The following is a 13,389-nucleotide window of genomic DNA, read 5'->3' on the forward strand; positions in this document are numbered from 1 at the left end:
ACTACACGAGCGAGTCCTGCCACGCTCCATGCAGGTCGGCAAAACGCCCGCCGCTTGAGATTAACTGCGCTGGCGAGCCATCTTCAACGATGCGGCCCTCATGCACCACAAGAACCCGCTCGGCAATGGCCACCGTGGAAAGCCTGTGGGCAATGATGAGCGCGGTTCGGCTTCCCGTTGTGCCATCGGAGGAGCTTAGGAGCTTGTGCAATCCGTCTTGAACAAGCCGTTCTGAGGGGATATCCAGAGAGGATGTGGCCTCATCCAAAATCAGAACGGCTGGATCTGCCAAAAACGCCCGTGCAAAGGAAATCAATTGACGCTGCCCGGCAGAGACGCGGCCGCCACGTTTGTTGACATCCGTGTCGTAACCATCCGGAAGCGCCCGAATGAACTCGTCGGCCCCGACATCGCGCGCCGCTGCCTCAATCTGTGCGCGGCTTGCGGCAGGGTTGCCCAAGGCGATGTTCTCCGCGACAGTGCCGCTGAACAGAAATGCTTCCTGCGTCACCATGACAACAGCCCGGCGCAAGTCAGCGCTAGAAAGATCCCGCAACTCCACGCCGTCGAGCATTAACGAACCAGCGCTGACATCGTAGAAACGGGACATGAGCTTGGCCAACGTGGACTTACCAGCACCCGTGGCACCCACTACTGCCACCGTTTGGCCCGCGGGAATATGTAAATCAAGACTCGGCAGCACCAGAGGCCCGCTGCCATAGCGGAACTCTACTGCGCTAAATTGGATGTCGCCCGTGGCGGTAGGCAGCGGGACTGGATGGCGCGGGGGACGTACGCTGGGGACCTCCTCGAGCAACCCCGAGACTTTCTCCAGCGCGGCCTGGGCAGACTGAAATGAATTATAAAACATGGCCATCTGGCTCACAGGTTGGAAGAAACGTTTAGTGGCCAACAGCAACGCAAGCAGTGCGCCCACTTCCAAGGCGCCTCCCAGCACGCGGAAACCGCCGACTAATAAAACAACCGCAACAGCCACATTGCCAATGAGGACAAGCCCGGGCTGGAAGATCCCGTTGAGATTGATGGAGCGCACAGTTACGCGCCGGTAATCCTCGGCAAGCTCCTCGTAGCGGGTGGCATTCTCCTCTTCACGACGGAAAGCCTTAACCGCACGAATGCCCGTCATGGTCTCGATGAAATGCACAATGAGCCGCGCGGAGACCACCCGAGAGGAGCGGTAGGCCGCCTGCGAACGCTTTTGATACCAGCGCGAGAACCAGAACATGGGTAGGGCCGAAGCCATCACCAGCAGCCCCGTGATCCAATCCAGGGAAAAGATGGAAACGACTGTCAGGACCATGAAAACCAGCCCTGAAGCAAGCGATGAAATACCCGAATCAAGTAGCTCGCGCAGGGCCTCTAAATCCGAAGTCTGGCGTGAAATGATGCGTCCTGAGGTGTAGGACTCATGAAACTCCATGCTCAAGCGCTGGGTATGTCTAAAAACTTGAATGCGCAGATCCAGCAGCATCGCCTGGCTGAGCCGTGCCGTGGCAGTGAGATACGCCGCAGTAAGCCAAGAAGCAATCAGCGCCGCAAAGATATACCCTCCACCGGTGACGATCAGCGGCAGGACATAGGCATCCGGCTTAGTGCTCAGTGCTGGCAGTGCCGTATCAATTCCGTAGGCAATCAGCAGGGGACCGGCCACCTTAGCGGCCTGTGAGAGCACCACGAGGGCCACGGTGACGGCGAAACGTAGCCGGACCGGGCGCAACAGGGTCCGTAAAAGTCGCACGGATCGGCGCCGCACAGCGCGGCTCGCCTCACTGCTGAGATTTACACTGTCCTCACCAGTGGTCCCCTGTTGTCCTATCTGTTGAGGGGCAATAAAGGACGCCGACTCCGAACTACGCTTTTTTCCGTCCCTCATGTTGTGGGTCCCTTCTGTGTACCCGAGTTTACGGGGCTGGGTGAACTTCCCGTGAGGCACTGTGCGCCGAGATCATCGGGGAGCTCCTCATCCACACCACTATCCAGATCACGAGGCTCCTCGGTGAGGCTGGCCAGAACATATCTATAGTGACTATTCTTGGCGAGCAGCTCGGTGTGAGTGCCCACAGCTGCAATGCGTCCATCTTGAAGAAGTGCTACCCGATCGGCCGTGGCCACCGTGGATGGGCGGTGAGCAACAATCAAAGTGGTGGTCCCCTTGAGTTCCGAACGTAGCCGGGTGCTGACTCGCTGCTCCGTGTTGACATCCAACGCTGAAAGGGGGTCATCAAGGACCAGCACGGCCGGGCGGGCAGCGATGGCCCGAGCCAGAGCGATGCGCTGACGTTGACCGCCGGACAAACTCAACCCTTCCTCGCCAATCAGGGTGTCAACCCCGTCGGAGAGGTTATAGACGAAGTCAGCTTGTGCCACCTCCAAAGCGCGTTTAAGTTCTTCCTCGGGTGAGCGCCCGGGGTAGTCACCCGCTCCTAATAAAACATTCCCACGGACCGAATGGGAAAACAGCGTGGTGTCCTCGAAAGCCACAGAGACATGCCGGCGCAACTGTGCCAACGGCAGGTGGCGGACGTCAGTGCCGTCCAATAAAACCGCTCCGGCGCTGACATCAAAAAGGCGTGGTACTAGATTCAGCAAGGCACTTTTGCCGCTCCCGGTCACACCTACCAGCGCCATGGTTTCCCCGGCGTGCAGTCTTAGGTTGACGCCGTTGAGTAAGTCAGGTGCTCCCTCCGGTGTGTCCGGAAACCTGAAATGGACGTCGCGGAACTCCAGCTCTCCGCGTACATCCTCCAGAAGTAGCGGATTGAGCGGATCGGTGGTGGTGTTCACTGCATCCATGACCTCAAAGTGCCGGTCCAAGGCTGTTTTGGCGGCAAAGGTCATGGCTAGCAACGGTCCCATGGACTCCACGGGGCCAGCCACGACGGCAGCTGTGGCAAAAAACGCAACCAAAGCCCCGACGTCGAGCTTGCCAGTGGAAACCAACAGGATCCCCACTACCAGCGCCGCACCGAGGGCGAGCTCGGGTATGAGCGTGACCACCAGGGAGAAAACAGCAAGAGACTTGGCCTTGTGAATCTCGGTTGCCTGGAGCTCTTGCGCCTGTCCGGCAAACGAATCCAGGGCCTCCTGGCCACGGCCGAACGCTTTGAGTACGCGGATGCCGTGGACCGATTCCTCCACTGTGGTGGCAAGATCCCCAGCCTGGTCCTGACTCCTGCGACTGACCCGTCCGTAAGAGCGCCGGAAACGGAATCCAAAAATGACGATGGGTACGGTTGCCGCCAAGAAAATCAGGCCCAGTTCCCAGCTCATGGAGAACATCAATCCCACACCGATAGCCACCGTCAGTGCCGTCACTACCAGCATGATGGCACCAAAAGCCATCCACCGACGCATAAAGTTCAGATCGCTCATGGCCCGGCTGAGTAGTTGCCCGGAGCCCCAACGGTCATGGAATTCGATGGCAAGCTGCTGCAAATGCCGGTAGAAAGAGGCGCGCATCTGTGTTTCCACGGTGGTGACCGGAACCATGACGAATTGGCGCCGGAGGGCAATTAATCCGGCCTCGAGTAGACCCAGGACCAGCACGATCCCGGCTCCAGCCCACAACGCCTGGACGCCGTGTCCGGGCAGCAGTGCCGTGTTTACAAGTTATCGGTACACCTGCGGGATCGCCAAAGCCACGGCGCTGGCTGCTAGTGCAGACAGGAATCCCCATATCAGGGGCCACATCATCGGCCGCAGTTGAGGTGCCAGCCGGACCAGCGACTGCCAAAGTGTGCTTTGCTTCTTGGATGCCATAGGTTTAATTGACTGCCCTCATGCCGGAAATACTGATGGTTTTTCCACCTTACGCCAATGACGATGTGGCTATTTGAAAGCCTCCCACAGGCCACCGACATTCTGCAGAACCCTGCGAACGAGCCTCTATGAGGGCAGCCTGAGCTATCCAAACTCTCGTTTGGTTCTAGCGTCAGCGCACTACAGCCCCTTTTTTCCTGCAGGTCCAGGCAGTGGAAGCACCAGGAATGTGCGCAGTTGTATTCCGCCGCCGTGCATCCTCAATGCCGCATATACGCGCTGCCTGCCAGAATTGCGTGCTTGATCCGGGAGCGCACGGCCGCTGAGCACGCGCTGACGGCAGCTGAGCACGCGCGCACGGCCGCGAGTATGATCACTTCAAACCCGTTGGATCAGCGCACCTCACCTTGCAACGCCAGCTACTAAGGATCAATTCATGACTGAGCCCGCATTGATGACCAGCGCCGTACTGCGCACCGCCCACACGGCACGGCCGTATGCGCTCAGTGAGCCACTGACGCTGGAACGAGTGCCCGTGCCTGAGCCGAGAGCCGGGGAGGTGCTGGTCAAAATCGAATTTTCCAGCCTGTGCCACTCTGATCTCTCCGTTATCAATGGTTCGCGTATTCGCCCCCTTCCCATGGCTCTGGGACATGAGGCAAGCGGAATCGTCGTGGCTGTCGGAGACGCCGTGGAGGGCGTTGGAGTTGGTGCGCATGTTGTGCTGGTGTTTGTGCCAAGTTGCGGGCAATGCCGTGCCTGTGCCAGTGGGCGTCCGGCGCTCTGCCATCGCGGTGCCGCGGCAAATGGTAGTGGTGACCTCCTGCATGGGGAAGCTGTTCTGCGTTCGCAGTCGGGCGAGCGGATCAACCACCATTTGGGTGTCTCGGCTTTCTCGCAGTATGCCGTGGTTGCTCGTGAATCCTTGGTGGTGATTGACAAAGATGTCCCACTGGATATTGCCGCCATGTTTGGCTGCGCGGCCCTGACAGGGATTGGCGCTGTTATCCACTCCGCACGTCTTAGTGCAGACCAATCAGTCATTGTGTTTGGTTTGGGTGCTGTGGGTCTCGCGGCCGTCATGGCCGCCGCGCAGATCCCTGGCAGCACAGTCATCGCCATCGACCCACTGGCTCAGAAGCAGGAGTTGGCATTGCAATGTGGTGCACATTTCGCCGGCGCACCGGAGCAGGCGCCCGCGCTGGTGGCTGCACACGCGGGCGACGGCGTTGACGTGGCCGTGGAGGCTGTGGGCAGCGCATCGGTGATGGAAGCGTGCCTTGGTTTGCTCACTCGAGGGGGCGCCCTGGTCGCGGTGGGGTTGCCACACCCGGACCAGATGCTTGAAGTGCCTGCTCTGCTGTTCGCCGGAACGGGCAAGCGGCTCATTGGTTCCTACATGGGGGACGCTGACCCGGCTCGGGACATCCCTGCCTATATTCAGCTGTGGCGGGACGGGCGACTGCCCATTGAACTACTTCACACAGATACCAAGGATCTGAGCGAGATCAACGAGAGTCTTGACGCGCTCGCTGACGGTCAAGTGGTACGGCGCCTATTTACTTTTTCGGCGAAATGAGGAGAGAAGATGACTAAGAAATTTTAGATTGTGCATGAATCCGAGATCGAGGGCACCCCGGCGCAGGTGTTCCAAGCTGTTACAACCGGGACCTCGGGCTGGATGTGGCCCATGGAGATTGAGCCCAAACTCGGCGGTGAGGGCCCCTTTGGCAGCACCATCACAGCGTGGGATCCTGCGCATCGCTTCGCCAATCGGTTGGAAGGTGAGGGTGGGTTTTTCAACGAACTTGGCTATGACATACGCGAACTTGCCAACGGCACAACGTGGCTAAAATACACGCACAAGGGCGTGTTCTTTGCGGACTGGGACAACCAGTACAACGCCGCCACGCAGCACACCGCCTTCTACCTGCACACACTGGGCCAATATGTGCAGTATTTCTCCGGCAGGCAGGCCGCCTTTGCGCAGCTGGAAGGCCCCGAGGCTTCTGGTGCCCCTGACGCTTTTGAAACTGTGAAAAAGGCGTTGGGGATAGCCGACGGCGGTGCCGGAGGACACCTCAGCCTCACCATTGCCGGGCTGGGGAAAGTGGAGGCCACAGTGGATTATCTGGATCCAAACTTTATTGGCTTACGCACCAGTGACACCATGATTCGTTTCTTTGGTCGTAATGCCTTTGGTGCCCTTGTCGGGATAAGTGTGCACCTCTTTGCCGATGATGACGATTCCAATGGTGGAGCTGCAGATGGTGGAGATGCAGTTGGTGGAGATGCAGATGCCGCGGGTGCAGCGTGGGAAGAGTGGCTCAAGAGACAGTTCCCCCAGTAGCCGTCAGTGGTCGTTGGGTGTGCATTTATGCGCACCAACTCTGCGGTATTGGTCATTGATGTTCCTTTGCAGATGCTGCGATACTCAGGCAGACGAGCAAAAGTGGCGTGGATCACAACCCGTATCCCCGTGGACTGGCTCATTTGTCAATGTCGGCAAGCGCACTCCGGTGCGAAGGAGTAAAAATGAGTTCACAGGCTGGATCGACCCCCACAACCAAAGAGTCGGGACTGCGGAAAGTAGTTGCCGCCTCCATGGCTGGCACGGTGGTGGAATGGTATGAGTTCTTCTTGTACGCCACGGCCGTTACGTTGGTGTTTGGCAAAATGTTCTTCCCCAACTCCGGCTCGGAGCTCGACGCGATCATGGCAGGGTTTCTGACCTACGCCGTTGGTTTCGTTGCCCGGCCCATCGGCGGGATCGTCTTTGGCCACTTCGGCGACAAATTTGGCCGCAAGAAGCTTCTTCAGCTGAGCATTATCTTGGTAGGTGTTTCCACGTTCTTGATGGGCTGCCTGCCCAGCTTTGCCCAAGTGGGGTATTTGGCGCCAACACTTCTGGTGGCCTTACGCTTTATCCAGGGCTTCGCCGTCGGCGGGGAATGGGGCGGGGCGGTACTGCTGGTGGCAGAACATAGCCCAAATAAGTCCCGCGGCTTCTGGGCCTCGTGGCCGCAATCGGCTGTGCCGCTGGGTAACCTCCTTGCTACCGGAGTACTGCTGACCCTGGCTTCCGTGCTTAGTGAAGCGGCGTTCCTGGGGTGGGGTTGGCGCGTGGCCTTCTGGCTGTCAGCTGTGATCGTCCTGATTGGCTACTACATCCGCACCAAGGTCAGTGACGCCCCGATTTTCTTGGAAGCCCAGGAGCACATCGAGGACAACCCCGAGGCCGGTTACGGTGTGTTGGAAGTACTCCGCCGCTACCCTCGTGGGGTTTTCACGGCCATGGGACTGCGCTTTGCCGAGAACATTTTGTACTACCTAGTAGTCACGTTCTCCATCACCTACCTCAAGATCATCGTTGACATCGATACCTCCCGCATCCTGTTGCTTCTTCTGGTGGCACACGGGATCCACTTCATTGTGGTTCCGCTGGTTGGTAAGCTCTCCGATGCAATAGGACGCCGCCCCACCTACATGCTTGGTGCGCTCACGGGCGCCACGTGGGGCTTCTTTGCCTTCCCCATGATGGATACCAAGGACAACTTCATGATCTTGGCTGCCGTCACGATCGGCCTGCTCTTCCACGCGCTCATGTATGCCGGGCAGCCCGCCATCATGGCCGAAATGTTCCCCACCCGTATGCGGTACTCGGGTGTCTCACTGGGCTATCAGGTGACCTCCATCGTGGCAGGATCCATGGCCCCGTTCATTGCCACTGGTCTGGTGGAACACTACAATTCATCGGTTCCGGTAGCCCTGTACTTACTCGGGGCCTGCATGGTGACGGCGCTTGCAGTGTTCTTCCTGAAGGAAACAAAGGGTGTCTCCCTGCATGACATTGATCAGGCCGACGCGGCAGGAACACTGGCGCTAGCTCGCACCGCAGCAGCCAAAGCAGCCAACACCTCCAGCTGAGTCCGTTATTAAGAAACGCAGGGCCGGCACTACCGCAGCGCTAGGAAGATTGGCGTTGACCTGATGGTAGTAACTGGCCCTGCAGGCGGTGCGTCTCCTGCAAAAAAGCTGTCACCACGGCTTGGACGGCGGGGGAGCGCAGGGATTCTGTGCGCGCCGCTGCCCAAAACTGCACCACCTGTTCCACGTCGTCGGGCAAAACACGAATGAAGCCCTCCTGCCCATGGACCATGAATGCCGGTAGCATTCCGATTCCGCCATTGGCCCGGACCGCTTCGATCTGGGCAAACACGCTGGTGGACTGAAATTGTGCGGGATCTGTTGTCAGCGAACCTCGTTGCAGAGCCAGCTCGGCAACCTGCAGGGTTGATTCCACGTAGGAGATGAACCGGTGGTTTGCGAGTTCGGCCACGGTTTCCGGTAGGCCATATTCGTTCACATACTCGGTGCCGGCGTACAGGCGCAGCGCGTAATCGGACAGGAGCATGGTTTCGGATTTACCAGCTTCTACGCTCCCGGCCACTACCTCGATGTCCACGCCGGAGCGGTTTTGGCTGAGTCTGCGGGTGGCACTGAGCAGTTCCACCCGCAAGGAGGGATGCTTCTTTTGCAGACGTGCCAGCGCAGGCGCGGCAATCAGTGCCCCGAAACCATCAGAGGTACTCACCCGCACCACTCCGGAGATAACGTCAACGCCTTCACGTAGGCCTGCCGTGAGGGAATGCAGGCTCTTTTCAATTCCCTCGGCAGCAGCCACCGCTGCCCGGCCCAACTCCGTCAGTTCCCAACCTTGCGGGGTTCTCTCCAAGGTGCGCCCACCCATTTGTTTATCCAGCGCCAAAATTCTTCGCGAGACTGTGGTGTGGGTGGTCTCCAGCGCATCTGCAACCGCAGTGAAGCGGCCAAGTCTGGCTACTGTCAAAAGGATGAGTAGATCGTCGGGACTGGGAAAACGTTTGAAATCCACCAAGTACCTACTCCTTATATATGCGGCTTCCGCACCGAGGGCGGTCTGTGCAAGTATGCACATGGGCTCTGCTTATTTCGGCCTTGTTTGCACTCTAACAGGGTGTGATGCTGGTCATATCGTCCCTTCATTGGGGCCCTGAGACATAATGGGAAACGTAAGCAAGGGAGCTTTCATCATGGCGGTAGTGGCATGGATTGGTTTGGGCAACATGGGCGGACCCATGACGGCCAACATGGTTACGGCAGGGCATACTGTCCGCGGCTTTGATTTAAGCGCGGCAGCTCTTGATGCGGCAGTTGCTGCCGGAGTCAGCCCGGCCACATCAATAGCTGATGCGGTTCGCGGCGCAGACGTGGTCTTTAGCATGCTGCCCAAAGGAGACCATGTCCGCAGCGTGTATTTTGGCGACCACGGCATCTTGGCCAACGCTGCGCAGACGAGTCTGCTCATTGATTCCTCAACGATTGATGTAGAAACTGCCAAGGACGTGCACGACGCCGCTGCTGCCGCCGGCTTCCGCTTTGTAGACGCCCCCGTCTCAGGCGGCATGAGCGGAGCGGTCGCCGGAACCCTTACGTTCATGATTGGCGGTGAAAGCGGTGCCGTGACTGACGCCTCCGCGTATATAGACCCAATGGCGGCAAACATCATTCCCACGGGCGGTGCCACCACGGGACAAGCCGCCAAAATCTGCAATAACCTCATGTTGTTCATCAACTTGGCCTCCACCGCCGAAGGTGCGGTCCTGGCGGAACGCCTGGGCTTGGACAAGCAGGTATTTTGGGACATCGCCTCGGTCTCATCGGGGGATAGTTGGGCATTGCGCACGTGGTACCCGCGGCCAGGGGTTGTTCCCACCTCGCCTGCCAATAACGACTTTGCTCCATCGTTCACCGCCGAGCTGGCCAACAAGGACATCGGTTTGGCTATTGCGGCCGCACACAGCACGGGTACTCCACTGGAAATCGGAGAACACGTACAGCAACTCTTCCAACGTCTCATTGATGAGGGTGAAGGCGGCAAAGACTGCAGCAGGATTGTCTCCCTGGTGGATGGCACCCTGAGCACATCTGCCACAACAAACGGATAAGGAAATTCTAATGACGCAAGTTCAAGGCGCTCCAGCCGTGCGCGACTGGCCCATGTGGATCAACGGTGAGGAAGTGGGCTCGGCCAGTGCGCAGTGGCGCAATGTTGAGAACCCGGCACGCCGTGAGGCCGTCATTGCCCGGGTCCCTGCCGGCAATGAGGCTGACGTGGACCGTGCGGTGGCCGCTGCCCGCGCGTCGTTCCCTGCTTGGCGTGCGCAGCATTTCAGCGGTCGGGCCAAAGCTTTGCTGGCTATCGCCGACGAGCTTGAAGCACGTACTGAAGAGTTTGCGGAGCTGACAGCTCTTGACACAGGAAATGCCCTGCGCACTCAGGCCCGGCCCGAAGCCACCACCATGGTTTCGATGTTCCGCTACTTTGCCGGGGTAGCCGGTGAGGTCAAGGGCACCACCTTACCGGCAGGAGAGAATCAGCTGCAATACACCCGTTTGGAACCATTGGGTGTGGTGGCCGCGATCTTGCCCTGGAACTCTCCGCTAATGATCGCCGCGTTTAAAATTCCGGCAGCATTGGCTGCAGGCAACACTGTCATCATGAAGGCGGCCGACGACGCCCCGCTCACCATTTTGCTGCTTGCACAAGTATGCAATCGGCACCTTCCCGCCGGCGTCGTCAATGCATTGACCGGGCGCGGTTCAGTTATTGGTGAGGCCCTGGCTCACCATCCCGGCGTTGACAAGGTTTCCTTCACCGGCTCCACCGAAGTGGGCCGTGGGGTGGCTGCAACGGCGGCCGGCCGGCTGGCGCACATGTCATTGGAATTGGGCGGCAAAAACCCTTCTATCGTTTTTCCTGACGCGGTCGACGACGAGCTCATCGACGGTCTGCTCCTGGCCTCGCGCTTCACTCGGCAGGGCCAAAGCTGCACCGCCGGCTCGCGATTGTTCCTCCACGAAGATATTTACGATGAGGTACTGGCCCGGCTCACAACAAAGCTCGGCGCGCTCAAAGTGGGTGACCCTATGGATGAGGCCAGCGATATGGGGGCCATCATCAATGCCAAGCAGCACGCCTCCATCACCGGCTACCTTGACGAGGGCCGGGGAACTCCGGGAATGAAGGCGGTACTTGGCGGCAACGCACCCACTGAAGGGGCCTTAATGGAAGGTTACTACCACCTGCCCACAGTCTTCAGCGGTGCGCAGAATGATTTCCGGGTGGCCCAAGAAGAAATCTTCGGCCCCGTTCTGGTGGCTATCCCGTGGAAGAACACTGCCGATGTTATTGCCATGGCCAATGACACCAACTACGGGCTGGCGGCCTACGTCTGGAGCCACAACCTTGACGACGCTTTGAACACAGCCCACCAAGTTCAGGCGGGTTGGGTGCAGGTCAACCAGGGTGGCGGTCAAGTGATGGGGCAGTCCTACGGTGGCTACAAACAAAGTGGCATGGGGCGGGAAGTCTCACTTGAGGGCATGCTCGCCGGGTTCACCCAAACCAAGCAGATCAACGTCCGGCTGCGCGGGGTATCCAATGGGTAACCCATCGGAGCTTCCACTTAACGGCATCCGCATCCTTGATCTAAGCCGCGCACTTGCCGGGCCTTACGCCACGGCCCTGCTCTCAGACCTTGGTGCAACGATCATCAAAACCGAGAGTATCCGTGGTGGGGACTCCAGCCGGTCCTGGCCGCCCTTCGAGGATGATCACAGCCTGTACTTTGACTCGGCCAACCGAGGCAAAGAATCCATCGCCATCGATTTCTACTCTCCAACGGGCCGGGACTTGTTGTGGCAGCTGGCCATGAGTGCCGACGTCGTGGTGGAGAACTTCCGCCCCGGCGTGCTGAGCACAATGGGCCTTGACCCGCAAGAGCTTCGCGCTGCGAAACCCGAGCTGATCATTGCCTCAGTTAGCGGTTTTGGTGCCACCGGGCCACTGGCCCAGGCTCCGGGTCTGGACCAGGTGGCGCAGGGAATGAGTGGGTTGATGTCCGTGACGGGCGCCGATGCTCAGAACATGTTCCGGGTGGGCGTACCCATCATTGACATGGTTTCAGGTATCAACACAGCCTTGGGTATCGCCGCGGCGCTCGTAGGCCGAGCCCGTACCGGGGCGGGGATGGAAGTGGCCACCTCACTCTTGGAAACAGGGCTTGCGCTTGGCGCCTTTCAGGGCCAGAAATACCTCAGCACCGGAGAGGTGCCGGTGCCGCTGGGCAATACGCACCCGGCACTGACGCCGTACGGCGTGTTTGCTACAGCTGATATACCCATCATTATTGCTGTTGGGAATGAAAAGCAATGGCAGCAATTGTGTACTTTGCTTGGTGCACCCGAACTGGTTCAGCGTCCGGAATACGGTACAGGGAAGCTGCGTCACGCCAATGTTTGTGCCCTTGAGGGGGAATTGGAGGCGCTACTGGCTGTCCGCACCGCCGGTGAATGGCTGCCGATACTACGCGCAGCAGCCATTCCCGCCGGGCCCATTTACAACTATGAACAGGCGTTCGCTGACGAGCAGGTCAAAGCGCTTAACATGGTGCAGATCATCCACCGTGCAGACGGCACGCCGTTGCCGCTTGTGCGCGGACCGATTTCGCTGAACCGTTTGGCGCCCCGGATCCGCAAAGCGCCGCCAACGTTGGGCGAAGACACAATTGCCGTTTTAGCAGATCTTGACCTGACGCCGGAGCAAATTGCCGGACTGGTTGACGCCGGAATTGTGCTGGCTCCGCCTGCCACTTTGGGCCAAGAGCAGCCAGCATGAGTGCCGAGCCTGCTCCGACGGGCCAGTTGCGGATTGAGCGCTCCGGAACCGTAGCCACTGTGATTATGGACAATCCGGAGATGCGTAACGCCATTACACAAGGCATGTGGCAACAATTTACCAACGTGCTGGCAGAACTGGATGCAGATGATGGTGTGAAAGTTGTGGTGCTCAGAGGCGCCGGAAAGCACTTTTCCGCAGGTGCGGATATAGCTTCTGTGCAAAAGATCCTGCACGACCCCGCCACCGGTCACAGCGACGGCGGCGACATCACAGTGGCTGAGGACGCTCTGGCCAAATTTCGCAAACCAACAATAGCTGCGATCGATGGCTACTGTGTTGGCGGAGGGTGGCAAATCGCAGGAGCCTGTGACATCCGGCTGGCCTCCGAGCGTGCCATATACGGTGTCACGCCGGCCAAGATTGGCATTGTTTATCCATTGTCCGGGATCAAACGTCTGGTGCAGTTAGCTGGTCCGGCCACGGCCAAGTACCTATTGCTCACGGGTGACTTTGTCAACGCCGCGCAGGCACTGGAGCTGGGACTGGCCACCAAAGTCATTGCCACCGATGCCTTCTGGCCGGAAGTGCACTCATTCGCGCTCCGCTTGGCTGGGCGCTCGCAGTTCTCTGCGCAGGGCCACAAAGCACTTGTCAATGCCATCGGCGCAGCCGCTAGTGAGGCGCAGATAGCTGAACTAAGCAACTATTGGCAAGGACAGATGGCTGTTAGTGGGGATGCGGCCATTGGCGTTGCGGCGTTTTTGGCGAAGGAAACACCGCATTTCACCTGGTTGCGGCCTCAGGACAGCTGACTAACCCGTTCGCCAAGCGCGACGGCGTGCCATGCTGGCGAGGGCGTCTGAAACTTCAGGGGCCCTCGCCAGCAT

Annotated in this window: 9 protein-coding genes and 1 pseudogene; 7 read left to right on the plus strand and 3 right to left on the minus strand. The window is 59.0% G+C overall.

Annotation, left to right across the window (positions count from 1 at the left end; all coding sequences use genetic code 11):
- Nucleotide 1: 1 nt before the first annotated feature.
- A complete protein-coding gene (locus AAFM46_RS02950) occupies nt 2-1,894 on the minus strand; it encodes an ABC transporter ATP-binding protein (protein WP_343319469.1) in 1,893 nt (630 codons plus the stop codon).
- Nucleotides 1,891-3,780: pseudogene (locus AAFM46_RS02955) on the minus strand (ABC transporter ATP-binding protein). Before AAFM46_RS02955 ends, AAFM46_RS02950 begins: the two are co-directional and overlap by 4 nt.
- Nucleotides 3,781-4,234: 454 nt before the next feature.
- Here AAFM46_RS02955 and AAFM46_RS02960 point away from each other — a divergent pair.
- The 3 genes from AAFM46_RS02960 to AAFM46_RS02970 all read left to right on the plus strand — a co-directional run bounded on the left by AAFM46_RS02960 (nt 4,235) and on the right by AAFM46_RS02970 (nt 7,707).
- A complete protein-coding gene (locus tag AAFM46_RS02960; protein ID WP_343320335.1) occupies nt 4,235-5,359 on the plus strand; it encodes an alcohol dehydrogenase catalytic domain-containing protein in 1,125 nt (374 codons plus the stop codon).
- A 30-nt stretch (nt 5,360-5,389) separates the two neighbouring features.
- Nucleotides 5,390-6,130 carry an SRPBCC domain-containing protein gene (locus tag AAFM46_RS02965; protein ID WP_343319471.1) on the plus strand — a complete coding sequence of 247 codons (741 nt, stop codon included), beginning with the start codon at nt 5,390-5,392 and terminating at the stop codon, nt 6,128-6,130.
- A 185-nt stretch (nt 6,131-6,315) separates the two neighbouring features.
- On the plus strand, nt 6,316-7,707 hold the full coding sequence (locus tag AAFM46_RS02970) for an MFS transporter (RefSeq protein WP_283530843.1): 1,392 nt from the start codon (nt 6,316-6,318) through the stop codon (nt 7,705-7,707).
- A gap of 40 nt (nt 7,708-7,747) precedes the next feature.
- On the opposite strand, the gene AAFM46_RS02975 is transcribed toward AAFM46_RS02970, so the two are convergent.
- Entirely contained in the window at nt 7,748-8,674 is a 927-nt protein-coding gene (locus tag AAFM46_RS02975; protein ID WP_343319473.1) for a LysR family transcriptional regulator, read from the minus strand.
- Between the two features lie 178 nt (nt 8,675-8,852).
- Between AAFM46_RS02975 and mmsB the strand changes: the two genes are divergently transcribed.
- The 4 genes from mmsB to AAFM46_RS02995 are packed head-to-tail and all read left to right on the plus strand — an operon-like array spanning nt 8,853 to nt 13,314.
- Nucleotides 8,853-9,767, plus strand: a complete 915-nt coding sequence (gene mmsB / locus AAFM46_RS02980) for a 3-hydroxyisobutyrate dehydrogenase (RefSeq protein ID WP_343319474.1) — start codon at nt 8,853-8,855, stop codon at nt 9,765-9,767.
- Between the two features lie 10 nt (nt 9,768-9,777).
- Complete coding sequence (locus AAFM46_RS02985; RefSeq protein ID WP_343319475.1) at nt 9,778-11,271, plus strand: aldehyde dehydrogenase family protein; 1,494 nt, start codon at nt 9,778-9,780, stop codon at nt 11,269-11,271.
- Complete coding sequence (locus AAFM46_RS02990) at nt 11,264-12,499, plus strand: CoA transferase (protein ID WP_343319477.1); 1,236 nt, start codon at nt 11,264-11,266, stop codon at nt 12,497-12,499. Before AAFM46_RS02985 ends, AAFM46_RS02990 begins: the two co-directional genes overlap by 8 nt.
- The gene (locus tag AAFM46_RS02995; RefSeq protein WP_343319479.1) at nt 12,496-13,314 is read left to right on the plus strand and encodes an enoyl-CoA hydratase/isomerase family protein; all 819 of its coding nucleotides are present in this window, start codon (nt 12,496-12,498) and stop codon (nt 13,312-13,314) included. The genes AAFM46_RS02990 and AAFM46_RS02995 overlap by 4 nt, the downstream gene beginning before the upstream one ends.
- The last annotated feature ends 75 nt before the right edge of the window (nt 13,315-13,389 follow it).

Source organism: Arthrobacter sp. TMP15 (assembly GCF_039529835.1).
Taxonomy (GTDB): Bacteria; Actinomycetota; Actinomycetes; order Actinomycetales; family Micrococcaceae; genus Specibacter.